Annotated in this window: 19 protein-coding genes; 7 read left to right on the top strand and 12 right to left on the bottom strand. The window is 66.7% G+C overall.

Annotated elements, in window-relative coordinates; genetic code table 11:
• Nucleotides 1-2 precede the first annotated feature (2 nt).
• Nucleotides 3-1085, bottom strand: a complete 1083-nt coding sequence (locus tag C7449_RS04245; RefSeq protein ID WP_108001553.1) for a lysine-2,3-aminomutase-like protein — start codon at nt 1083-1085, stop codon at nt 3-5.
• Nucleotides 1082-2146 carry an EF-P lysine aminoacylase EpmA gene (gene epmA, locus C7449_RS04240; protein WP_108001552.1) on the bottom strand — a complete coding sequence of 355 codons (1065 nt, stop codon included), beginning with the start codon at nt 2144-2146 and terminating at the stop codon, nt 1082-1084. Before epmA ends, C7449_RS04245 begins: the two co-directional genes overlap by 4 nt.
• 142 nt (nt 2147-2288) lie before the next feature.
• Here epmA and efp point away from each other — a divergent pair, with 142 nt between their 5' ends.
• A complete protein-coding gene (gene efp, locus C7449_RS04235; RefSeq protein ID WP_108001551.1) occupies nt 2289-2858 on the top strand; it encodes an elongation factor P in 570 nt (189 codons plus the stop codon).
• A gap of 72 nt (nt 2859-2930) precedes the next feature.
• Nucleotides 2931-3923 (top strand): adenosine kinase, encoded by a 993-nt coding sequence (locus C7449_RS04230; protein WP_108001550.1) that lies wholly within the window; start codon nt 2931-2933, stop codon nt 3921-3923.
• Nucleotides 3924-3930: 7 nt separating this feature from the next.
• Here the strand turns inward: C7449_RS04230 and C7449_RS04225 are convergent, their stop codons facing one another.
• Nucleotides 3931-4464 carry an SH3 domain-containing protein gene (locus C7449_RS04225; RefSeq protein WP_108001549.1) on the bottom strand — a complete coding sequence of 178 codons (534 nt, stop codon included), beginning with the start codon at nt 4462-4464 and terminating at the stop codon, nt 3931-3933.
• A 176-nt stretch (nt 4465-4640) separates the two neighbouring features.
• Between C7449_RS04225 and C7449_RS04220 the strand changes: the two genes are divergently transcribed.
• Complete coding sequence (locus C7449_RS04220; RefSeq protein ID WP_108001548.1) at nt 4641-5645, top strand: 2-hydroxyacid dehydrogenase; 1005 nt, start codon at nt 4641-4643, stop codon at nt 5643-5645.
• Between the two features lie 40 nt (nt 5646-5685).
• Here C7449_RS04220 and moeB read toward each other — a convergent pair whose 3' ends face one another.
• Together moeB and recF are read right to left on the bottom strand one after the other, a co-directional pair.
• Complete coding sequence (gene moeB, locus C7449_RS04215) at nt 5686-6453, bottom strand: molybdopterin-synthase adenylyltransferase MoeB (RefSeq protein ID WP_245414287.1); 768 nt, start codon at nt 6451-6453, stop codon at nt 5686-5688.
• A 22-nt stretch (nt 6454-6475) separates the two neighbouring features.
• Nucleotides 6476-7600 carry a DNA replication/repair protein RecF gene (gene recF, locus C7449_RS04210; RefSeq protein WP_108001546.1) on the bottom strand — a complete coding sequence of 375 codons (1125 nt, stop codon included), beginning with the start codon at nt 7598-7600 and terminating at the stop codon, nt 6476-6478.
• Between the two features lie 209 nt (nt 7601-7809).
• On the opposite strand from recF, the gene C7449_RS04205 reads away from it, so the two are divergent.
• Together C7449_RS04205 and C7449_RS04200 are read left to right on the top strand one after the other, a co-directional pair.
• On the top strand, nt 7810-8685 hold the full coding sequence (locus C7449_RS04205) for a glycosyltransferase family 2 protein (RefSeq protein ID WP_170115793.1): 876 nt from the start codon (nt 7810-7812) through the stop codon (nt 8683-8685).
• Entirely contained in the window at nt 8675-10444 is a 1770-nt protein-coding gene (locus C7449_RS04200) for an alpha/beta hydrolase (RefSeq protein ID WP_108001544.1), read from the top strand. The genes C7449_RS04205 and C7449_RS04200 overlap by 11 nt, the downstream gene beginning before the upstream one ends.
• Nucleotides 10445-10493: 49 nt before the next feature.
• Here the strand turns inward: C7449_RS04200 and C7449_RS04195 are convergent, their stop codons facing one another.
• From C7449_RS04195 to C7449_RS04175, 5 genes are read right to left on the bottom strand one after another with little or no spacing between them, the layout of a single operon-like run.
• Nucleotides 10494-12959, bottom strand: a complete 2466-nt coding sequence (locus C7449_RS04195; protein ID WP_108001543.1) for a glycoside hydrolase family 2 protein — start codon at nt 12957-12959, stop codon at nt 10494-10496.
• Between the two features lie 13 nt (nt 12960-12972).
• Nucleotides 12973-13953, bottom strand: coding sequence for a DUF1839 family protein (locus C7449_RS04190; RefSeq protein WP_108001542.1), 981 nt, complete (start codon nt 13951-13953; stop codon nt 12973-12975).
• A complete protein-coding gene (locus tag C7449_RS04185; RefSeq protein ID WP_108001541.1) occupies nt 13950-14861 on the bottom strand; it encodes an amino acid--[acyl-carrier-protein] ligase in 912 nt (303 codons plus the stop codon). The genes C7449_RS04190 and C7449_RS04185 overlap by 4 nt, the downstream gene beginning before the upstream one ends.
• A gap of 5 nt (nt 14862-14866) precedes the next feature.
• The gene (locus C7449_RS04180; RefSeq protein WP_108001540.1) at nt 14867-16039 is read right to left on the bottom strand and encodes an acyl-CoA dehydrogenase family protein; all 1173 of its coding nucleotides are present in this window, start codon (nt 16037-16039) and stop codon (nt 14867-14869) included.
• Nucleotides 16036-16290: an acyl carrier protein gene (locus tag C7449_RS04175; RefSeq protein WP_108001539.1), complete on the bottom strand. Its 255-nt coding sequence runs from the start codon at nt 16288-16290 to the stop codon at nt 16036-16038. Before C7449_RS04175 ends, C7449_RS04180 begins: the two co-directional genes overlap by 4 nt.
• 304 nt (nt 16291-16594) lie before the next feature.
• On the opposite strand from C7449_RS04175, the gene C7449_RS04170 reads away from it, so the two are divergent.
• Together C7449_RS04170 and C7449_RS04165 are read left to right on the top strand one after the other, a co-directional pair.
• Nucleotides 16595-18634 carry a GumC family protein gene (locus C7449_RS04170; RefSeq protein ID WP_108001538.1) on the top strand — a complete coding sequence of 680 codons (2040 nt, stop codon included), beginning with the start codon at nt 16595-16597 and terminating at the stop codon, nt 18632-18634.
• Between the two features lie 12 nt (nt 18635-18646).
• Nucleotides 18647-19999, top strand: coding sequence for a UDP-phosphate alpha N-acetylglucosaminyltransferase (locus C7449_RS04165; RefSeq protein WP_146165043.1), 1353 nt, complete (start codon nt 18647-18649; stop codon nt 19997-19999).
• A gap of 4 nt (nt 20000-20003) precedes the next feature.
• Here C7449_RS04165 and C7449_RS04160 read toward each other — a convergent pair whose 3' ends face one another.
• Both C7449_RS04160 and C7449_RS04155 read right to left on the bottom strand, forming a co-directional pair.
• Nucleotides 20004-20999: a glycoside hydrolase family 5 protein gene (locus tag C7449_RS04160; protein WP_374828163.1), complete on the bottom strand. Its 996-nt coding sequence runs from the start codon at nt 20997-20999 to the stop codon at nt 20004-20006.
• A 73-nt stretch (nt 21000-21072) separates the two neighbouring features.
• Nucleotides 21073-22305 (bottom strand): glycosyltransferase family 4 protein, encoded by a 1233-nt coding sequence (locus tag C7449_RS04155; RefSeq protein WP_108001535.1) that lies wholly within the window; start codon nt 22303-22305, stop codon nt 21073-21075.
• Between the last annotated feature and the right edge of the window lie 127 nt (nt 22306-22432).

Here is a 22432-nt window from a genome sequence, read left to right as displayed (position 1 = left end):
CGCTAGCCTTGCGCCTCGTACGGTTCACTCACCGGCTGCGGCGGATAGAGGTGCTGTCCGCCGCGGAAGTCGACAATGCGAAAACAGCCGTCACCGCTGTCCTGCACGGCCGGCGAAAGCACGGGCACCTTGCCGTGACCGCCCGGTATATCGAGGATATAGGTCGGCTGGCACAGGCCTGAAATCCGGCCGCGCAGTTGTTCCACCAGCGCCCTGCCCTCGTTGAGACCCAGCCGGAAGTGGCTGGTGCCGGGCGCAAGGTCGGGATGATGCAGGTAATAGGGCCGGATGCGGTTCTCGACGAAGGCGCGCATCAGTTCGGCCAGCACACCTGCGTCGTCGTTGACGCCTTTCAGCAGGACCGTCTGGCTGATCATCGCGATCCCCGCATCGATCATGCGGGCGCAGGCGGCACGCGCCGGCGCGGTCAGCTCGCGCGGATGATTGGCATGCAGGGCGACATAGGTCGTCTTGCCCGATGCCTTGAGAGCCTCAATCAGGTCCGCATCGATCCTCTCCGGCTCGACGACCGGCACGCGGGTGTGGAACCGGACGACCTTCAGGTGATCGACCGCGGCGAGCCGCTCCATGATTTCCCTGAGCCGGCGAGCGGACAGGACCAGCGGATCACCGCCGGTCAGGATCACCTCCCAGATCTCGTGGTGTGCGGCGATGTAGCCGATCGCAGTGTCCAGCTCCTCGGGCGTGAGCGTGCCAAGTCCCGCTGGACCGACCATCTCGCGGCGGAAGCAGAACCGGCAGTAGACCGGGCAGACGTGCACGGCCTTGAGCAACACCCGGTCGGGGTAGCGATGGACGATGCCTTCGACCGGGCTGTGGGCGAGGTCGCCGATCGGATCGGCGCGTTCCTCCGCCAGCACCGTCAACTCCGCGACGTCCGGAATGAACTGTCGCGCGACCGGGTCGTTGGGATCATTACCATCGATCAGGGCGGCGACCGCGGGCGTGACCGCAACCGCGTAGCGCTCGCCGACACGCGCGACCGGGCTCCCGGAGGATCCCGCGGGCATCAGCCTCGCCTTCTCCAGCTCGGCAACCGAACGCAGCGTGCGCGCAAGGGTCATGGCGAGGTCTCCACCACCGGCGCCCAGATAACCTGGTCGATGCGTGCCGCACCGGTCGCCAGCATCACCAGGCGGTCGAAGCCGAGCGCAATGCCGCTCGCTTCGGGCATGATTTCGAGGGCCGCCAAAAAGTCCTCGTCGAGGGGGTAGATCTCACCGTAGACCCGCTGCTTTTCGGCCATCTCCAGGCCGAAGCGCTGGCGCTGCTCGGCCGCATCCGTCAGCTCTCCGAAGGCATTGGCCAGTTCGACGCCGCAAGCGTAAAGCTCAAACCGCTCGGCGACGCGCGGGTCGTTCGGCGCGGGGCGTGCCAGCGCCGCCTCGGCAACCGGATACTCGCACAGGATCGTCGCCCGCCCGAAGCCGAGATTTGGCTCGACGCGCTCGACGAGGACGCGGCTGAACAGGTCGGCCCAGGTGTCGTCTGCGGCGACCCGCAAGCCGCCGGCCACCATCGCATGCGCCAGCGCATCGCGATCGGTCGAGCCGTCCGGCCGGATCGTGGCGAGCAGGTCGAGAGCCGCATAGCGCATGAAGGCGTCAGCCACCGTCAGCCGCTCCGGAGCGGCGAAGGGATCGCATTCGCCGCCGCGGTAGATGAGCCGGCTCGTGCCGGTGGTCCTTGCGGCAAGCGCCAGGATCGCGGCGCAGTCGTCCATCAGCGCGTCGTACCCCTCGTGTGCCCGGTACCATTCCAGCATGGTGAACTCGGGATGGTGCAACGGCCCGCGCTCGCGGTTGCGATAGACATGGGCGAAGCAGGCGATCCGCCGTTCGCCGGCCGATAGCAGCTTCTTGCAGGCGAATTCCGGCGAGGTGTGCAGGTAGAGCGGCGTCACGGCGCCCGAATGCCCGATCGCCTCGGTGCGGAAGGCGTGGAGATGCGCCTCGTTGCCGGGCGAGGCCTGCAGTGTTGCGGTATCGACCTCGATGAAGTCCCGCTCGGCGAAGTAGCCCCTCAGCGCCACCTGGATGCGGTTGCGGGCGAGAAGGAAGGGGCGGCGGTCGGCATGGACATCGGGCGTCCACCAGGGAGACGGGGCGAGACTGCTCTTGGTCATGGCAAGTTTCTATCGGATTCCGGCGGATGCGCTGGCGTTTTGCCGGAAATTAGGCTAGTTGCGGCCCGATCCCGCTTTTTGCGGCCCGGGGATAACTTGACCGTCCTCTACGACGCGGCCGCTCCAGTTACAAGGAAGACTTATGGCAAAGATCATCGCTTCTTCCGTCCGCAAGGGCAACGTGCTCGACGTCGACGGCAAACTCTACGTAGTTCTCACCGCGCAGAATTTCCATCCGGGCAAGGGCACCCCGGTCACCCAGATCGACATGCGCCGCATCTCCGACGGCGTGAAGGTCTCCGAGCGCTACCGCACCACCGAGCAGGTCGAGCGCGCCCATGTCGAGGACCGCGAGCATACCTTCCTGTATGAAGACGGCGACGGCTTCCACTTCATGAACCCGGAAAACTACGACCAGCTGACGATGTCGGCCGAGGACGTCGGCGATGCCAAGGCCTATCTGCAGGAAGGCATGGCTGTCATCCTGTCCACCCACGAGGGCGTCGCCATCGCGCTGGATCTGCCGCGCAACGTGGTCCTGGAGATCGTCGAGACAGAGCCTGTCGTGAAGGGTCAGACCGCATCCTCGTCCTACAAGCCCGCCATGCTCTCGAACGGCCTGCGCACGCTCGTCCCGCCGCACATCACCGCCGGCACCCGCGTCGTCATCGCCACCGAAGACGGCTCCTACGTCGAGCGCGCCAAGGACTGACATGCCCCTGCCGCCTGGCCCACCGGCCGGGCGGAACTCTAATCGGCGCCCCCTGAAAACGGACGAATCCGCATGACCCAATTCGACGTGCTGACGGTCGGCAACGCCATCGTCGACATCATCGCCCGCTGCGACGATCGCTTCCTCGCCGACAACGGCATCATCAAGGGCGCGATGAATCTCATCGATGCGGAGCGCGCCGAACTGCTCTATGCGCGGATGGGCCCGGCGGTCGAAGCCTCCGGCGGCAGCGCCGGGAACACGGCGGCGGGGATTGCGAGCTTCGGCGGGCGCGCCGCCTATTTCGGCAAGGTTGCCAGCGACCAGCTCGGCGAGATCTTCACCCACGACATCCACGCCCAGGGCGTCCATTTCGCCACGAGACCGCTCGACCGGCACCCGCCGACCGCGCGCTCGATGATCTTCGTCACCGAGGACGGGGAGCGCTCGATGAACACCTATCTCGGCGCCTGTGTCGAACTCGGGCCGGAGGACGTGGAAGAAGCGGTCGTGGCGGCCGCCAAGGTCACCTATTTCGAAGGCTATCTCTGGGATCCGCCGCGCGCCAAGGAGGCGATCCGCGCCTGCGCCCGCATCGCCCACGCCAACGGCCGCGAGATGGCGATGACGCTGTCCGACAGCTTCTGCGTCAACCGCTACCGCGACGAATTCCTGGAGCTGATGCGCTCGGGCACCGTCGACATCGTGTTCGCCAACAGGGCCGAACTGCTGGCGCTCTACCAGACCGAAGATTTCGAGCAGGCGCTCTCGATGATCGCCGCCGATTGTCGTCTGGCCGCGGTCACGATGAGCGAGGAAGGCTCGATTGTGCTTGCCGGCGGCGAGCGGACCCGCGTGCACGCGAGCCGGATCGAGCGCGTCATCGACACGACCGGGGCCGGCGACCTCTACGCGGCCGGTTTCCTTTACGGCTATACGCAGGGACGTTCGCTGGAGGTCTGCGGCAAGCTCGGCAGCCTCGCCGCCGGCATCGTCATCGAGCAGATCGGTCCGCGGCCGATGGTTTCGCTCGCCGAGGCGGCAGCCGAGGCGGGGCTGGCCTGAACGGCCTCTATTTGAAGGCTTCGCCCGGATAGGCGCCCCAGACCTCGCCCTGCGGCACCCAGCCTTCGGTGCCTTGCGCGTTGGCATGGCACCAGTCGCCATTGCATTCGTCGATCTTGATCATCACGCCTGGCTCCAGCCGGGCGACGATTGCGCTCGACGATTGCGGCGCACTGCGCATCTCGACGAAGACGTCGGTCCCCTTGCCACGCATCCACGGCGCGGCGATGGCCGTCCGCTCCCCGGAAAGCAGGGCCTGGTTTACCCAGCCCTCGGTTCCGTCGGCATCGCGGATGCGCCGCCAGTTGTCATACTCCTGAATGATCTCGACCGGCACGCCGGACTTCATGTAGCGCCAGGCAACCGCATAGTCGACGCTCGGGCCCACCCGCAGATTGATGCTCTTGGCCTTCAGGCTGACGAAGCGTGGCAGGGGAAGGCCGCTCGGCCCCTTGGCGACCTGCGCGAAGGCGGCCGGTACGCCGGCAACGACAAGAGCAGCGAGGGCGACGGAGAAACCGCGGAAACGTAAGCGACGCATGACAGGATCCCACTTCCAACCTGGAGCAATGGCAGCCGGACCTCGCCGGCGCAAATCACGGGACCGGCTTTCGGAGCGGATTGTGTTCGCGACGGGGTCTGGTAGAAAATGCCCTTGATGAAGCAACTCTTGCCCAACTTGGTTAAAAACCCGTCAACAGGACGCCCGCACGGACAATGACGAACAGGAAGAAGCCGAAGGTTTACCTCACCCGCCGCCTGCCCGACGTTGTCGAGACGCGCATGCGCGAACTGTTCGACGCCGAGCTCAACATCGAGGACGCGCCGCGCAGCCAGCCGGAACTCGTCGCCGCGGTGAAGACCTACGACGTGCTCGTGCCGACCGTCACCGACCGGATCGACGCCGCGCTCATCGAGCAGGCGGGTCCGCAACTGAAGCTGATCGCCAGCTTTTCCAATGGCGTCGACCACATCGACGTCGACGCGGCCGCCCGTCGCGGCATCACCGTCACCAACACGCCGAACGTGCTCACCGAGGACACCGCCGACATGACCATGGCGCTGATCCTGTCGGTTCCGCGCCGGCTCGCCGAGGGTGCTCACCTCCTGACCGACCGCAAGGGGGAATGGGCCGGCTGGTCGCCGACCTGGATGCTCGGCCACCGCATCTGGGGCAAGCGGCTCGGCATTGTCGGCATGGGACGCATCGGCACGGCGGTCGCTCGCCGCGCCAAGGCCTTCGGCCTGTCGATCCACTACCACAACCGCCACCGCGTCAGCCCGGCCACCGAGGAGGCGCTCGAGGCGACCTATTGGGACAGCCTCGACCAGATGCTGGCGCGCGTCGACATCGTCTCGGTCAACTGTCCCTCGACGCCCGCCACCTACCATCTGTTGTCCGCGCGGCGCCTGGCGCTGATGCAGCCGTCGAGCTACATCGTCAACACCGCGCGCGGCGGCATCATCGACGAGGCGGCGCTGATCAAGTGCCTGCGGGAAGGCAAGATCGCCGGCGCCGGGCTCGACGTGTTCGAACACGAGCCAGCGGTCAATCCGAAGCTGGTGCGCCTTGCGATGGAGGGCAAGGTGGTGCTGCTGCCGCATATGGGATCGGCGACCCTCGAAGGCCGCATCGACATGGGGGAGAAGGTGGTGATCAACATCCGCACCTTCTTCGATGGCCATCGCCCACCGGACCGCGTGTTGCCGGGGCGCACCTGAGACGCGACTGAGAAGGCTCGGCTGAATCCGACCCGGACGGCTACACCGCTTCACGGCGGCGGTAGCGCATCACCTCGAACCGGGCCGCAAGCCCGTCATAGAGCAACAGTCGGCCGATCAACGGTTCTCCGGCGCCGGTGATCACCTTGATCGCCTCCATGGCCATGAGCGTGCCGATGACGCCGGCGAGGGCGCCGACAATGCCGGCTTCGGCGCAGGAGGGAACGACGCCGGGCGGCGGCGGGGCGGGAAAAAGGTCGCGATAACGCGGATTTTGCCGGCCGTCAGGGGCCGTCTCCCACGGCTTCAGCACCGTCAGCGAACCATCGAAGCGCCCGAGGGCACCGGAGACGAGCGGCACGCGCACGGCTTCTGCCACCTCCGCCGCCGCATAGCGTGTCGCGAAATTGTCCGTCCCGTCGATCAGAAGATCGAAGCCTTGCAAGAGCGTCGGGCCGTTCTCCGGCGTGAAGCGCGTCTCGAAGCCGCTCACCGCGACATGCGGGTTGAGCAGAGCGATCGCCTCGGCCGCACTTTCCGCCTTGCTTCGGCCGATCGCGGCGGTGTTATGGATCACCTGGCGCTGCAGGTTCGAGAGGGAGACGGTGTCGTCGTCGACGATGCCGATGCGGCCGACGCCGGCAGCGGCGAGATACTGCAGGACCGGCGCCCCGAGGCCGCCGGCGCCGATGACGAGCACGGCGGCATTCTTGAGCTTCTGCTGCCCGGCACCGCCGATCTCGGCGAGCACGATATGCCGCCGGTACCGTTCGATCTCGTCAGGGCCAAGGGGTTCAGCCGTCGTCACCACTCTTCTCCGTCGTTCATCGTCAGCCCGCGATCGTTCCGTTCGCGACGGTCAGGAAGCGTGCACGATCTCCCAGTGCCTCGAACATCGCACGGTCCGTCCCGGTCAGGAAGGCCTGCCCGCCCAGTGCATCGACCCGATCGAACAGCGCGGCCCTGCGGCCCTCGTCGAGATGAGCCGTGATCTCGTCAAGCAGCAGCACCGGTGCGTAGCCCGTCATGCCGGCGACGAGGCCGGCATGGGCAAGGACGAGGCCGACCAGCAGGGCCTTCTGCTCGCCCGTCGAGCAGCGCGCCGCGTCCATGTCCTTTTCGCGGTGGCGGATGAGCAGATCGACCCGGTGCGGGCCATCCAGCGTGCGGCCGGCGGCCGCGTCGCGGTAGCGGCCGTCGCGCAGAACCGCCGCGTAGGTTTCCTCAATCTCGTATGCCGGCTGCTCGAGCGCATCGTCGAGGAAGCCGGACAGCGACATGGCTGCCGACGGGAACGGCCCCTCGTCGCGCGACGCCTCCACGATTCCCGAAAGCAGCCCGACCAGTTCGCGGCGCGCCAGCGTCATCGCGACGCCAAGCTCGGCCATCTGTCGCTCGAGGGCGTCGAGCCACTGCGGGTCGGGGCGCGGCTCCGACAGCAGCCGGTTTCGTCCGCGCATTGCCTTCTCGAAATCGGCCACGCGCCTGCCGTGGTCGGGATCGAGGGACAGGACAAGGCGATCGAGGAACCGCCGACGTTCGGACGAGGCACCGGTGAACAGCCCGTCCATCGAAGGGGTCAACCAGAGAACGCGAAGGTGATCCAGCAGTTCATCGAGGGACCGGGCGGGCGTGCCGTTGACACGAAGCCGGCGCGTTTGTCCCTCCTCGCCGGTCTCCGTGCCCGTTCCGATCTCGACCTCCCCCTGCATGCCGTCAAGGGCCGCGAAGACGGCGAAGCCTCCGGCCGCACCCTCGCGCGCGACGTCGCCATAGGCGGCTCGCCTCAGGCCGCGGCCCGGCGACAGGAAGGATACCGCCTCCATCAGGTTCGTCTTGCCGGCACCGTTTGCCCCGGTGAGCACCACGTTCCGGCCATCGAGCCCGAGACCGACCGACGCATAGTTGCGAAAATCGTGAAGCTTCAGATTGAAGATGGTGACTTTGCGGGGCATGCGGCAATCCGGGTTCGGCTGTGTCAGAGAGCTATGTCGAAGCGGCGCTGATGGCAAGGCCGGATGCCCCGCAACCTCGCGAGATCGGCTCGCCTGCTCCTGCCACGCGGCAGCTTGCCCTTACGATTCATGACACTTTAACGCCTGATCTCCACAATGCGGCCGCCGCAGACGAACCGAGGGAAGCGGCGCATCCGTCAAGGCTCTCCATGTCGCTGCCTGCCCGCAAAATCCGCTTCTCCCTCGTGGTGGCCACGCTTGGCCGTTCGGACGAACCCGCCCGGCTGCTGGCGTCGCTTGCCGCCCAGACCTGGCGGGATTTCGAGGTCATCATCGTCGACCAGAACGACGACGATCGCCTGGTCGCTCCCATCGAACAGTATCGCGGCACGCTGGAGATCCATCATCTGAGAACGCCGCTGAAGGGCGTGTGCCGCGCGCGCAATCTCGGTGCGTCGCAGGCGCGCGGCGACTGGCTGATGTTTCCGGACGACGACTGCTGGTACCCGGCCGGCCTCCTGGCTCGTTATCAGGAGATGACGGAGAACAGAGCCGGCGACTTCTATTGCGGCCGCGCCGCCGACGAGGGCGGCAGGACGATCATGGGCAAGTTCGAAGCGGCACCGGTGCACATCGGGCGCGACAACGTCTGGACGACGCTGGTCGAATGGATGCTGCTGGTGCGGCGCACCGCATTCGAGGCCGTCGGCGGCTTCGACGAGAGCATCGGGCCGGGCTCCGGCACGCGCCGGGGCGCCTACGAGGTCCAGGACCTCGCCCTGGCGCTGGTCGCGCGCGGCAGCTCCGGATACTACGATCCGGCGCTGGTTGGCCATCATCCCAAAGACATCGCCGACCAGACCACGACGGCCAAGATCGCAAAGATGCGGATCTACAGCTCAGGGCTCGGCTACGTCATGCGCAAGCACGGCTTCAGCTTTGGCGCCTTTCTGCCGCGCCTGCTCCGCCCGATCGCCGGGATCGGCTTCTATGCCCTGACGGGACGGCCCGGAATGGCGCGGCGCTCGCACCAGATTCTGCTCGGACGCTGGGAAGGCTGGCGCGAGGCTACCGATGCCGCTTGACTGGATTGCCGGATCCGCGGCGCAGCCGGTCGCCTTCGGCCGGACCATCGGCCTCTACACGGCGCCCGAACAGGGCACCGGCACATCGGCCACCGCGGTGTTGTTCCTCAGCCCCTGGGGCTTTGAGGAAATGTGCACGCGCAAGCTCTGGCGCGAGCTGGCCGAACGCTTCGCCTTACGTGGCGTGGCCAGCCTGCGCTTCGACTATCCCGGAACAGGCGATTCCCTGGACAGGATGGATTTTTCCGGTGGGCTGCCGGTCTGGGAAGCGGCCATCGCGGCCGCCGCCGCCGAGCTTCGCCAGCTGTCGGGCGCATCGCGCCTGATCCTGGTCGGCCATGGCCTGGGCGCCACCTTTGCCGCGCAATATGCCGCTCTGGCGGGAGCCGTCGACGGCATCGTGCTGATGGCCCCGGTAATCACCGGTCGGTCCTACCTGCGCGAGACGGCCGCCTGGTCGAAGATGGTCGACGCCGGCCTCGGCCTCGCCGAAGACCAGCGTCTCGCCTCGGTCGTTTCCGTTGCCGGTCTGGTGATGCCGGAGGCGGTCGCCGCTGCGGTGCGGAAGATCGATCTCATGGGCATCGCGACGGCACCGGCGGCGTCCATACTCGTCGTCGGCCGGCCGGCACGCGACAGGGAGACCCAATTCGCGCAGCACCTGAAAGACCTCGGCGCACGGATCGCTTACGAGCCCTATGCTGGCTACGACGAGTTGGTGTCGAACCCGACCATCGCCGTCCAGCCGGACGTGGCCATCGACGCCGTCGTGCAATGGGTCGGGTCGATCGCCCTGCAACCGGGGCCAAAGGCTCGCAGCGCATCCACAACAGTATCCGCGGTGTTGCAGGGTGAACGTTTCAGCGAAGAGGCGCTGCGCTTCGGCCCCGGAAACCGACTTTTCGGGGTGCTCTGCAGCCCGCGCGGTGCGCGGCGCGGCGCAAGCGTCATCCTGCTCGGCACCGCCTATGATCGACAGGCCGGCTGGGCCCGCTCGACGGTCGAGACCGCGCGCTATCTCGCCAGCGAGGGTGTCGCGTCACTGCGTTTCGATGGCGCCAATGTCGGCGACAGTCCGCCGGTTGCAGGAGCGCCCCGTCAGGTTCTGTTCTCTGAAAGCCAACAGGACGACGTGCGCGCAGCGCTCGACCTGCTTGCGGAGCGGGGACTAGCGCCCGCGGTGCTGGCCGGCCGCTGCAGCGGCGCCTACCTGGCGTTCCAGGCCGCGGTCAACGATCACCGATGCCGGGGCGTCGTCTCCGTCAATCCCTTCACCTTCGTGTGGGACAAAGACATGAGCGTGGACGAGGCACTGCGGCACAATCCGCGCTCGCTGGAAGACTACCGCCGCCGCGCATTCCGGCTCGAAACCTTCCGTCGGCTGGCATCCGGCCAGATCGACCTGCGGCGTGCGGCCGGGAGCATCGGCAAGCAGCTAGGCCGCCGCATCGCGCTTGCTGCACCCGGCACGCTCGGGCGTCTGACCAAGGACGGACGCCTCAGGCATGCGGTGCATGCCGCCTTCAGCTCGCTCTGCGAACGCGGCGTGCCGATGCGGCTGATCTACAGCCACGGCGACGTTGGCCTCGAGCGTTACCACGCCTATTTCGGCGTCGACGGCTCGGGGATGCGGAAATTTCCGAACGTGTCCGTCGAGATCGTAGCGGATGCCGACCACAACATGTCGCCGCCGCACGCGCGAGAAGCGTTGCGGCAGAGGGTTCTCGAGGCGGCGCTGCACGCACGTCCCGGCGATTGATGCGGCCGTCTCGTGCCGAATGACGCCTGCTGTCGAACCGACAGCAGTGTCAGAAGCTTGCGGGCGCAGCCAGGTTGAGCGCGTTCACCTCGCCCGCCGGCCGTTCCGGGCCGTCTGTCCGAACCAGATCCACCACACGCGCCTCGCCGGGCGCGAGATGAAACCAGTTGTCCGACGGCAGAAACCCCGGGCAGTCAATGTGCACCGACTGCAGCACCCGATCGGCGGCGATCCGCAGCGCCCAACGAACATCCGACCCTTCCAGCGCCACGCTGGCGTTGCCGCGCTGCATCGCCCCGTCACGCCCGAGCGGAAAGTGGAAGGCTTGCGCGACCATAGAGGTCGTCCCGGCTTCACGCAGCGTCGCCACCGTCACGTCGTGCGGGGCCGGACCGAAGCGGAAAGCGTAGGTCGTGTCGAAGAAGGCGCCGAACAGATCGGTGGCGGCGATCGTCACGTTCTGCCGCGCGCCGAGCGACAGCGTGCGCCGTCCGCTGACGACCGGCTGCCGCCCGTCACGCAGGCACGCCAGTTCGAGAACCAGATCCCGGGCAGTGCCGTTCTCGTTGAGGACGTGGACGTCCAGCCCGTTCGTGCCCTGGTCCGACAGGAGAACCTGGATCGGCCGGAAGGCGCGACGAAGGGCGTGCCAGGCCGATTTCGGCAGTCCGGTGGAATCGATTAGGCCCCAGCCGGCGCCCGGCAGCAGGTCCAGGAATGTCCAGACCAGTGCGCCGTTGCAGCTCGATTGCGGCCGCCGCCATTCGGCGAAGGTCTCCTCCATCACCTCGGCGATCGCCGCGCGCGACAGATCGAGATAGCGCGCAGCATCCTCGCGTCGCAGCCGGGTGGGGTCGCAGCCATAAAGCAATTCCAGATAATTATCGCGAACGTCCTCGAAGTCCCAGGAGGCGCCGCGGTCGCGGGGAACCCGCGCCTTCCAACGCGGATCGTGAACGGCGGGAACCGGCAGGTGCGCGTCGAGCGTCGCCCGTTCGGGCACATTGGCGAAGGCGAGACATTCGGCGGCGAAGCGCACGCCCGCCCGGCGCGCATCCTCGATGGGACGGCAATAAGCACCGACGCCGTAGTAATGCGTCACCCCGGCATTCGGCGAAAACGGCATGGCCCCGCCAAACGGCGAATTCGGGACGTAGGGCACATCGGGGCGCAGGGCCGTGACGGCCTCGGGCAGGACGGCATCCGTCAGCGTTCCGCTCCAGCTCGCCTGCGGCAGGCCGAGCATCGCAGCCTGCTGGAACATTTCGCTGCCGCCGCAGAGCACGGCGAGCGACGGAGAGGCGGCGGTGCGGCGGAGAAATTGTTCGGCTTCCGTCCGCACAAGCGCGGCGAATTCCGGGTCGGCAGCCGGATAGTCGAAGTTCGCTAGCATGAAATCCTGCCAGACGAGAATGCCGAGCTCGTCGCACAGCTCGTAGAAGGGGCTTGCCTCGTAGGTCATCGTGCCGCCGATGCGCAGCATGTTCATCCCGGCTTCGACGGCGAGTTGCAGCAGCGGCTCGTATCGCTCACGCTCCCCCGGCAGGTCGACGATGTCGGCGCTCGTCCAGACTGCGCCGCGGCAGAAGACCGGAATACCGTTCACCTGCAGCGAAAAATCGTTGCCATCCCGGCCGCGATCGACCTGCAGGTGCCGGAAGCCGGTGCGGCCGATTACATGGACCTGCCCGCCGGCGCGAACCTCGACCTGATGCAGGGCCGGCTTGCCGTGCGTGTGCGGCCACCACGGCTCCACACCAGCGATCGCGAGGTCGGCGCTCCAGCGGCCGTCGCCCGCCCGTGCCAGCCTGACGCTGGCTCCGGCGCAATGGAGTTCGGCCGGTCCTTCAAGCGCATCTGCACGAAACGAGACGGCCAGCCGGCCGGTGCCGTCCGGATCGAGGGTCGCACGGATCGCCACGTCGCCCGGCACGGCCTGCTTCGGCCTTTCCAGCCGCAGCGGGCGATAGGGGCCGACGGCATGCACGGGCGGACACCAGCCGGGCATGTGTCCGAGCAACGTCGTGCGGACGAGCCGCAGTCCCTGCGGGACGATCATTCCCGGCCGCCAACGGGCCCGCGGGCCCCGCTGCGCCAGATGCGGTGCAAGCGCGCGGAAGCAGATGGCGAGCCGATCGCTGCCGGTGAGGACGACGTCCAGATCATGGGCGACGAACATCGAATCGGAGACGAGCCGCTTCTCGCCATTCCAGTAGACTTCCGCGATCGTCGCCAGGCCTTCGAGAAGCAGCACCGCCGGGCCGGGTTCCTCACCGGCGAGGTCAAGGAAATACCAGGCATCGAGATCGTTCAGCGGCCGGGGGTCGGCGCGGTCGAAGCGGCCGGCCCGCTCAAGTGCGCCCGCCACCGTACCGGGCACGGGCGCGTCCAGCACCTCGACATCGTCGGAGCGCATCGTCGGGTCCGTCCAGGCACCGGCTTCCGTCAGGCAGAGGCGCCAGCCGCGATCCAGTCTCCTGCTGTGCCGCAGACCAGTCTCGTCCGTATGATCCATGGCCCCTCCGGCCTCAATCGATGCGGGCGGCAAGCATCCGCATCATTTCATCCCAGGCCTCGACGGCCGGGTCGAGGGAGGTGGCGAGCGGATCAAAGCGCTTGCGGGTTACCGCGCGGGCGAGCTGGAACTGGACCGACTTGGCGACCTCGGCAATGCGGCTCGCCGCGGCGGCGGCCTCCGACAGCGCACCGTCCGGTGCGATCCAGTCCAAATGGCTGGCCGCCAGCTCGAAATTCGCGCCGAGCTGGCGCAGCGTGTTGAAGGCGTATTTGTGGAAGAAGCCGAATGGCCGCTCCGCCACCTGTTCGACCTGAGCCGGAAAGGCGGCGGCGAAGGCGGCGATCGGGTTCTCCCTGGGTCGCCGGCCGAGATGGAAGCGCAGCAGGCGTCGGGCCTCGACGCGCATGTGCGCCTCGGACGGGTAGGCATGCGGAAACTTCGCGAACTCCGCGTAGGGCAGGAACGGCGGCGCACCCTGCGCATCGTGCAGGTGGAAGAGCCCGTCGAAATCCTCGCCTTCCAGCCGGAAGAAGCCGGCATTGTGGAAATAGTCCATGGTGCGGCTATCGAGGTCCAGCCTGTTGATCGCGACCGTCGTCTTGCCGTGTTCCAGCCGATAGGAGACGCCGCGCGTGTCGGGCAGGTAGAAGCTGTCCACCTCGATGAGGCACAGCCGCCCGCGGTCGATCTGCTCGGCAACATGCCGCTCGACGCGATCGTAGATCGCAAGCTCGGTGCAGCGAATGCCATACAGCGCTTCGAGGTCTTCCAGCGGCACCTTGAAGAAGGTGAACTGGTCGCCTTCGAAATCCTGCGTCAGCGTGAAGCCGAGCATCGCTTCGGGCGGCAGTCCTAGCGCATTGAGGACCTCGATCCACAGGTCCACGTAGCAATTAGTCTCCGGCCACATCCGCTCGCTGTCGTGGAGCGGATGTGGCCGATAGCTGGCTGGATCGAGCCCGGAAATGACGGAACGCACCGGCAATGTCATCCCCACAGCGTGTTGCGGACGTCAGCCGGCCAGGCGGCGACGTCCAGGCCGTGAGTATGGAACAGCGCCAGCGCGATGCGCTCTAGGCCAAAGCCGACGCAGGCGGTGTGTGCGACGCGGCCGTCTTCCAGATGGAGGCCCCATTTCGCGCCGAAGGCGTCCTGATGATAGTTGAAGCTCATGCAGGCGGTCGGCCGGGCGACGGAGGTGATCGGAATCAGCAGCTCGAACTTCAGGTTCTGGTCGCGCTGGTTGTTGGCAAGCATCTTGCCGGCCCGGCCGAAGAACGGGTCGTTGGCAACATCGATCGTAACGTCCAGCCCAACGTCCTGCATCATCTTCACGCCGCGATCCATCCAGCGCTGGCGGAAGTCGGTGACGTGCTGTTCGGTGCCCATGCAGACATATTCGCGCATCCGGAACAGCTGCTGGCGGGCCGGGTCCTGCGACGGCTCGTGGCGGAAGCAGTAGGACTGAAGGTCGAAGAGCGCGCCGTCCATTGGGATCCGGCCGCGCCGGGCCACCGTCGGATAGAGCGGGTAGCAGGCTGCCGGCGTCAGCACGATGTCGGTCGCCTTCTGGCCCTTCGTCCAGTCCTCCTCGCCGACCTCCATGCATTTCAGCAGGCTCATGTGGTTGAGCTCGTTGCCGCAGAAGGAATGCACGGTGCCGGCAAGCTGCGGGAAGCTCTTCATGTAGCCGCTCTTCTCGAAGAAGGCGCGGTTCATGCCCGGCGGAAAGCGCATGGCTTCCGCGCCGTCGGCGCCGCCGACCCGGTCGATGAGCCGCTCGAAGGCGACGATCACGTCCTCAAACCGGCCGCCGCGGCCGTAGAGCCCGTCAACACCGGTATCGATCAGCAGGCCGGCATCGAAAAGCCGGTCGAGAAACGATGTCTGCATGTCCATGTTGCTCACCCCAGGAGGCTGGTGTCCTGCTTGTGGACGAGCAGGAGATTTGACGTGTTGCCGAGGATCCGGTCGTTGGAGATCATCAACTGAGCCGAATGCGCGTCGCGCAGGTGTCGGCCGAGGCTGTAGGGCGTGCCGTTCTTGTAGCCCATGATGCCGCAGATCAGCATGGCGTGGTTGATGATCGTCAGGATCGTCTCCGACGAGCCGACCTTCAGATTGTTCATGGCGACAGCGAAACCCATCGACGAAAGCCTGTCGGGCTCGGTCTTGGCGGCCCCGAACTCCTTCAGGCCCGCGACCACATTGGATCTGAGCAGCTGCAGGAGATTGGAAGCCTCCGCCAGCCGCAGCGCGCCGGGTGGTGTCTGGCCGGGCGTCTTGCGCGCAGCGGTCCGGACGAAGGCCTGCGCACGGGCCATCGCGTTGACCGCAATGCCGTACCAGACCGCACTCCAGAGCAGATGCGAGGTCGCCAGCATTGACTGGGCGGCGATCTCGGCGAACGGCTTCGGCAGGATCTGCTCCGCCGGCGCTTCGCCCCTGAACAGGTAGCCGTCCGAACAGGTGCCGCGCATGCCGAGCGTATCCCAGACATGGGTGCGCTCGAGCGTGTACTGGTCGCTGGTGAACACCGTCATTACCTGGTCGGTCGAAGCGGCGTCCGGACGGCTGCGCGAGGTGATCAGGATCGCATCGGCGTTGGCGCCATAGGAGATGACGGTTGCGTCCTTCTCGAGCCGGCAGCGGCCGCCCTCGACCTCAATGGCGCAGATGCTGTTCCTGAGGTTGCCGCCGATGCCACCTTCCGTCGTTGCCGAACCGAGCAGGAGCTGTTCGGCAGAGATCCGCTCCATGAAGGCGCGATGCCAGGGGCTGTCCCCGCCATGGGAGACGAGGCTCGATGCCTTGATCTGGTGCATGGCGAAGACCATGGCGGCGGACGAGCAGGCCTGGCCGATGCGCGAACAGACCTCCGCGATCTCGGCAAGTGCCGCGCCCTCGCCACCGAGCTCCGGCGCGATTTGGATCGACAGCAGCCGCTCAGCGCGCATGGCTGCGACCGCTTCCGCCGGAAAGCGGCCCTTTACGTCGACCTCATCGGCATGGGCCTCCGCTACGGCGGCAACGCGGGCCACCCGTTCCGCCAGGCTTGTGCCGGTGGAAACGTTCATTCGGCCGCCTCCGCCCCGCTCACGAGCCCCTCCACGGTGCGCGTGATCGCAGCAACGCTCTGGAACGACTTGCGATTGAGAAGGCTGTCCGGAAATTCGAGGTCGAAGGCCTCCTCGATTGCCAGCATGATCTGGACCGATGCGAAGGACGACATGCCTGCCGCGTAGAGATCGGCATCGTCGGCAATCTGGTCGGCAGCGACGGCCAGGCCGCCATGCTTGGCCAGCAGCTCACGGATCTTCTGTTTCATAGCATTCTCTCCAGCTCGTCTTGCTTCCTCGCGACGCGGAAAACCGCATCGCGCCAAATTCAACCAGAGGGATACAGGAGGGGAGATAAGAACGGTTGAAGGGAAATGGATAAGATTCGGTGAAGGGCAAACCAGCCGCCGTCGCGAGTGCCTCGTCCTCGTGCCTTGCGAATTTTCCGGAGTCGGGTTGAGACGTTGTTAACCATGATCTGAGAGGTTGCGCAGACCAGAGCCGGTCAAGTCCCTCGGCCGGAGGGCGCTGCATGTGCAAGTCAGGGCGCCGCATGACGGGGGCGGACATTTGATGGACATAGACGTATTTCAGCTGCCGGGGATCGTGAGGAAGAGACTCCACTACGTGGTTCTCGCTTCCCTCGCCTGCGCCGTCCTGGCGCTCGGCTTTGTGCTGACCCAGAAGCCGTTCTATCGCTCGACTGCGGAACTGTTCGTCGACATCGGGCGCGGTCCGGTTGTCGGAAACGACACGGGCGCCACGCTCAACATGCAGCAGCTGCTCGGCAGCCAGCTCTACCTGATCCAGTCCCGGGACGTGCTGCGCGACGTCGTGCAGAAGCTCGACCTCGTGAAGGATCCGTACTTCAACCGGCCGCCCGGCCTGGCGGCACGCCTTCTCGGCCGCGCCGCGAGCACCGCGGACGCGACCGATGCCGTCGTCGATGCGCTGCTTCAGAACCTCGTCGTCGAGCGCAACGGCGACAGCTTCGTCTTCACCATCACCGCCAGACACGGCGACAGCGCGATGGCCGCGAAGATCGCCAATGCGCTCGCCGAGAGCTATCTGCGCATCGCCGACAAGGCGAGGCTCGACCTCAACATGCGGACCACGCACACAATCGCAGAGCAGGCCGAGGAACTGCGCAAGCGGGTTCTTGACGCGCAGGCGGCGGTGGAAAAGTTCCGTTCCGACAATGGTCTGATCAGCGTCGGCGACCAGGGTCTGATCGCCGACCAGCAGCTCGTCGGCCTGAACCAGCAGCTGCTCACGGCACAGCAGCAGGTGGAGCAGCAGCGGACGATCTATGACCAGGCCCGGCAGTTGAACGTATCCGACGTCGAGGCCGGCGCGATTCCAGAAGCGCTGAATTCCGCGACGCTATCGGGGCTGCGCAGCCGCTACGCCCAGGCGCTGGACCGACAGGCAGAGCTCTCCGCCAACCTCGGCAGTGGCCATCCGCAGATGCGCGCCGCGCGCTCGCAGATCGCCAGCGTCCGCAGCGCGATCGAAAAGGAGCTCGGCCGTATCCGGCAGTTGACCGCCAACACCTACGAACGGGCCAAGACGAACCTGGCATCGCTCGAAAAGCGCTTCGATTCGCAGGCGGCCTCGGTCAAGGACGACGGCACGGTCCGTTTCCAGCTGGCGCAGCTCGTCAGCGAGGCGGAGGCGATCGACGCCGTCTACAAGGCGTTCTTGACCCGCTCGGAGGAACTCAGCCGCCAGCAGGGGCTGGCAAGCGGCAACTCGCGCGTCATCTCCGAGGCCGTTCCGTCCGAAAAGCCCGTCCGGGCGCCGAGGATGCTGGTCCTGATCGCCGCCATCCTGTTCGGCGCTGCCGCCGGTGCAAGTCTCGCGGTCGCCCGGGAACTGTTCGGCGGCGTCACCCGTCTCGAACGGATGCTTGTGGCCAAGACCGGCGTGCCGGTGCTGGTCACCATGCAAGGCGATGCGGAAAAGGTCGTCGAGCGGGCCCTCTCACAACGGCTATCCCGTTTCTTCCCCCTGGCCAGGCGGCCAGAACAACAGGCGATGCCGCGCGCAACGGGCATCCGCCGCCTCGCGCAGCTTCTGCAGGCTGAGTTCGGTGCGGCCCGGCCGGCGACGATCGCCATCCTGTCGCCCGACAGCAGGGATAGCGACGGTATCGCGGCGGAACTCGGCCGCGAAATGGGGCTGCTCGGCGAGGAAGTGCTCTACTCTGGCGGCGACCTGCGGCGGGGGGCGAAGCCGCCGACAGTCCGCATCAGGACCGAGGGCGCGATCCCGCTGCATGGCTCTCAGGCGCGCTCCCGGGCCGAGACGATCGAGGACGTCCTGCATTTCGAACGGATCGGTTCCGGCATCCTGGAGCGGATTTCGGCGCTCTCCTCCTCACGCGTCAGCACAGCGCTCCAACTGGCGGCGCCGGACTTCCGCATTGTCGATTGCGGCGACACCCCGGCCCGCACCGTCTTGCCTGCCGTTCTGAAGCACGTCGATGGCATCGTTATCGTCGCCGCCGCCGGCGTCACGCACGGCGACGCGCTCGACATCCTCATGACCGACATCGGTCCCTGGCGGGACAAGCTGGTGGGAAGCGCGCTCCTTTGCGGGCGGGCCCCATAAGGGAGGCTTGCGATGGCCCGGAGCGCATCGACCGTACCTGGCGGCATCCCCCCTAGAAGCGGGACTTGGGATGGCCGCCCTGTACCCGAAGTGGAGGCGGCCGCCCCTTGCGCCACCCATGTCCGGCTTCTTGCGATCGCCACGGTGATCGGCGCGCTGGTCTTCAACGCTTTCCTCTGCCTGGTAAACACCCGTTTCATGGGCACTGCCGACCGGCACGTCATCCTTACCGAAATGGCAATCGTCGGGTGCGCCTTTCTCGCGGCAATGACGCGCAAGCCCGCGCTCTATGTGTTCGTCGCGGTGTTCGTGAGCTACATGCTGATGCTATTCATGCTGCGCGGGCAGGTCAATCCGAAGGCGGTGCGCGACATCCTCGTCCCGCTCGCCTTCTACTTCATGGCCATACGGCTTGCCGATATCAGGCTTGCGGACCGGCTGGTGCTTGCAAGTGCCCTGATCGTCGTCGGCTTCGGGTTTTTCGAGTATTTGGCGCTCGATACGTTCCTCGACTACTTCAACGTCATCGGCTACTACCTCGCACGCGGAACGGTCACGCTCGACCAGGTGTTCGGGCAGACGAAGGGCCTGTTCATTTCCGGCCAGCGCCCGGAACCGCGCACCATCCTGCCCTTCCTCGGCCAGCACCGGGTCTCGTCGGTATTCCTGGAGCCGGTGTCGATGGGCAACTTCGCCGTGATCGTCTATGCTTGGGCGCTGTTCCGCGGCCGGGACTTTGCCGGGCGGTGGCTGGCGGTCGCCCTGGCGTTTACCGTCATCGCGCTCGCCGATGCGCGGTTCGGCCTCTACACCTGCGTGGTGATCACCCTTCTGTATCCGTTCTACAGGTTCCTGCCCCGGATCGTCTGGACCGTCCTGCCCTTCTTCCTGCTTGCCGTTCTGGCAAGCTGGGGCATTACCTCGCTTTCGGAAGGGGGACCCAACGACCTTGCCGGCCGATTTGCCGTGACGGCGCATATCCTGACCCGGCTCGATCTCAGCGTCGTGCTGGGCATCGGGACCACCGACCAGTTCACCGCCGATTCCGGCCTCGCCTATTCGCTCACCGCTTTCGGCATCTTCGGCTTCGTCGCGCTCTGGACGGTCTTCGTCCATGCGCCGCTTGCCGAGGCGCGGGCCTGGCTGTTCCATTCGATGATGATCGTCTACCTGCTGCTTCTGATGCTGATCAGCGACTCGTTCTATTCGATCAAGACGGCCGCGCTGATGTGGTTCCTGGTCGGCACCGCCGGCGCGTGCCGGACCGCGGCGCAGTCGCGGCGACTTCAGCCCGCCGAGAGCGTCGGGGCACGAGCGCCGGCGGAGGTGCTCGGCAGCCGTCGCGGAGCGATCGGGCGCTCGTGATTGCTCATCCGCCTTCGAGGGCCGGGCAGGATCTGCCCCGCGATTCGGCCCCGGCGCTTTCGAGTTGCAGGGCCTTCAGCTGCGGCCGGTCCCCGCTTGCGGTCGGCTGGATATTGAGCGGCTCGGTCTCGGGCCACCATTCGCCGGCGGCCCAGTAGGTCCACCCGGTCCAGACATCCGGCGCCGCACGGATCACCGCCACCATGCGTGTCAGCCCAGCCAGGCACACCGGCGTGGCCGGAGCGCCGAACTCGCCCAGGAAACCGCGCTCGTTGTGCTGGCGCAGCCAGGCGGTGAACCGCTGCAGCGCCGCCACGGCGGCATCGGCGCCCTCGCAGCTCGCATGGGTGCCGGAGAAATCCTCGTCGAGATACTGGTGCACCTCATAGGCGTAGTTGCGGGTGGGATCGACCACCCCCAGCATCACCGCGCCGTTTGCTCCGCCCGGCCGGTCAGCTTCCCAGCTGTGCGCTCCGGTCCAGGCCGTTCCAGGGACGTAGACCAGGTTGCCGGCGCCGGCACCGCGTATGGCGGAAATCGCCGCGTTGACCGCCGTCAGCCAATCGGCTGCCGCGACATCGTGCGGCTCGTTCATCAGTCCGAAGTATATCCCGGAATCGTCCTTGAACTCGGCTGCCAAGCGCCGCCAGAAATCGGCAAACGCTTCGACCGGCACCTCGGGCGAACCGATCCGCCCGTCGTCGTAGTAGGCATAATTGTGCGGATCGAGGACAACGGCCAGGCCTGCGCCACGCAGGCGATCGACCGCATCGACCAGCCGGTTGAGCTCGGCGGGATCAAAGGCTCCACTGAGGCGCGGCTGCAGCCGCTCCCAGCGAAACGGCAGGCGCACGGCGTTGAAGCCCTTAGCGGCGAAGTAACCGATCGTCTCGTCGGCGGGGAAGATGTAGTCCTGGCCATGAGTGCCGGACCGCGTCCCGAATTCGGCGCCGGCGAGATTGATGCCGCGCAGGCAGGCGGCGGAGAGTTCGCCGGGCATCGCGAGGACAACCGCCAGCAGAGCCGCCGGCAGCGCCTTGCGCCGGGGCGAGCGATTGCCGTGGGGCACGTGCCTATCGACCGCCAACCGCGATTTCATTCCGCATACCGCTCTTGACCGGCTGATCCTCGGCAACCGGCGCCGCGACGCCAAGAATGTCTTCGTAGATCTCTGCGTAGCGCCCGGCGACGTGGTCCCACGAGTAAGGCTCCGACGCGCGCATCGCCGCAACGCGGTGGCCTGCCACATCGCTCGCCAGCGACAGAAAGGCCGAGTTGATCGTTCGGGCCGCCATCTCGGCGTTCTCGAAGTCGCAGAGACGCACCTCGCAGTGCCTGGATGCCAGATCCCGATAGGCCGGATTGGGATGCAGCAAAGGCATGAGGCCGGCACTCATCGCCTCGACGGCAACGAGACCGAAACCTTCATATTCCGAGGCCGAGGCAAACAGCGAGCATTGGCCGAGCAGGTCACGGATGGCGCCGTCGGAAAGCCCGATGTGAACATCGACATGGTCCTCGAGCGCCCGCTCGCCGATCATCCGATACAGTGCGGCCTCGGACTGGTCGCCGGGCACGCCGACGATCGCAAGCCGCCAGTCCGGCTCGTGCACGACAAGTCGCGACAGGGCGTCAAGCAGGCGCTCCAGCCGCTTGTTGGAGGAGAAGCGGCCGATCGTGACGATCCGCCGGAGCGGCTTCTTCGAGCCGGCGTCCCGGAATTTTTCGACATTGGCCCCGTTGTCGATCTCCACCACACGACGGCCTGCGATGCTGCGGAAGCGCCGCGCATCCTGCGCGCTGCAGCCGATCAGCCGGTGATAGGCAAGGGCCGACAGGCGCGTCAGCACGTTGAACCAGGCCAGTTTGACCGTCGCGTGCCTTGGCGTGTGAAAGAAGCCGCCATGGGTGGTCGCGACCATCGGCTTGCGATGCAGGAGCTTGCCCCAGGCCAGCGCATCGAAGAAAAAGTCGATGGCGTGAACATGCACGAGGTCGGCATCCCGAATATGCTGGAACACCGCGGGTGCCAGCGGATAGCGCGTGCTGCCCCTGAAGGGTATTCGAACAACCTCGATCCCGTCGATCGTCTCGCTGGTCGGCAAGGTCCGGTCGAGTGCCGTGAAGACGCGGTCGAGCGTGACGACCCGCACCCGGTAGCCGTGATGATGGAGCCGTCGCGACAGGTTGGCGACGACGTCCTCCAGCCCGCCCCGGCTGGGGGCGTATTGGCGGACCACCTGCACGACCAGCGGCGCGCGCCGGGCCGTATTGGTGGAAGGGCTGAGTGGTCGAATTGCATCCATGCGATCGTCCGTGCCGCTTGATCGCGGGAAACCCGCATCGTTTCAGGCGCGGCCGTCGATCGGCAGAGCACGCCCCAAGCGTCCCCGCAGGTAGGCAGTCAGGGGTTTAAGGGCGGGTTAAGGCGCG

The sequence above is a fragment of the Mycoplana dimorpha genome, assembly GCF_003046475.1.
GTDB classification, from domain to species: Bacteria; Pseudomonadota; Alphaproteobacteria; order Rhizobiales; family Rhizobiaceae; genus Mycoplana; species Mycoplana dimorpha.
The sequence above is the reverse complement of the archived record's forward strand: the minus strand, read 5'-3'. Positions and strand labels throughout refer to the sequence as shown.

What these genes read in the sequence shown, in the direction of transcription:
- C7449_RS04245 (WP_108001553.1), bottom strand. Translation starts at nt 1,085, where the DNA reads ATGACCCTTGCGCGCACGCTGCGTTCGGTTGCCGAGCTGGAGAAGGCG.
- epmA (WP_108001552.1), bottom strand. Translation starts at nt 2,146, where the DNA reads ATGACCAAGAGCAGTCTCGCCCCGTCTCCCTGGTGGACGCCCGATGTC.
- efp (WP_108001551.1), top strand. Translation starts at nt 2,289, where the DNA reads ATGGCAAAGATCATCGCTTCTTCCGTCCGCAAGGGCAACGTGCTCGAC.
- C7449_RS04230 (WP_108001550.1), top strand. Translation starts at nt 2,931, where the DNA reads ATGACCCAATTCGACGTGCTGACGGTCGGCAACGCCATCGTCGACATC.
- C7449_RS04225 (WP_108001549.1), bottom strand. Translation starts at nt 4,464, where the DNA reads ATGCGTCGCTTACGTTTCCGCGGTTTCTCCGTCGCCCTCGCTGCTCTT.
- C7449_RS04220 (WP_108001548.1), top strand. Translation starts at nt 4,641, where the DNA reads ATGACGAACAGGAAGAAGCCGAAGGTTTACCTCACCCGCCGCCTGCCC.
- recF (WP_108001546.1), bottom strand. Translation starts at nt 7,600, where the DNA reads ATGCCCCGCAAAGTCACCATCTTCAATCTGAAGCTTCACGATTTTCGC.
- C7449_RS04205 (WP_170115793.1), top strand. Translation starts at nt 7,810, where the DNA reads ATGTCGCTGCCTGCCCGCAAAATCCGCTTCTCCCTCGTGGTGGCCACG.
- C7449_RS04200 (WP_108001544.1), top strand. Translation starts at nt 8,675, where the DNA reads ATGCCGCTTGACTGGATTGCCGGATCCGCGGCGCAGCCGGTCGCCTTC.
- C7449_RS04195 (WP_108001543.1), bottom strand. Translation starts at nt 12,959, where the DNA reads ATGGATCATACGGACGAGACTGGTCTGCGGCACAGCAGGAGACTGGAT.
- C7449_RS04190 (WP_108001542.1), bottom strand. Translation starts at nt 13,953, where the DNA reads ATGACATTGCCGGTGCGTTCCGTCATTTCCGGGCTCGATCCAGCCAGC.
- C7449_RS04185 (WP_108001541.1), bottom strand. Translation starts at nt 14,861, where the DNA reads ATGGACATGCAGACATCGTTTCTCGACCGGCTTTTCGATGCCGGCCTG.
- C7449_RS04180 (WP_108001540.1), bottom strand. Translation starts at nt 16,039, where the DNA reads ATGAACGTTTCCACCGGCACAAGCCTGGCGGAACGGGTGGCCCGCGTT.
- C7449_RS04175 (WP_108001539.1), bottom strand. Translation starts at nt 16,290, where the DNA reads ATGAAACAGAAGATCCGTGAGCTGCTGGCCAAGCATGGCGGCCTGGCC.
- C7449_RS04170 (WP_108001538.1), top strand. Translation starts at nt 16,595, where the DNA reads ATGGACATAGACGTATTTCAGCTGCCGGGGATCGTGAGGAAGAGACTC.
- C7449_RS04165 (WP_146165043.1), top strand. Translation starts at nt 18,647, where the DNA reads ATGGCCCGGAGCGCATCGACCGTACCTGGCGGCATCCCCCCTAGAAGC.
- C7449_RS04160 (WP_374828163.1), bottom strand. Translation starts at nt 20,999, where the DNA reads ATGCCCGGCGAACTCTCCGCCGCCTGCCTGCGCGGCATCAATCTCGCC.
- C7449_RS04155 (WP_108001535.1), bottom strand. Translation starts at nt 22,305, where the DNA reads ATGGATGCAATTCGACCACTCAGCCCTTCCACCAATACGGCCCGGCGC.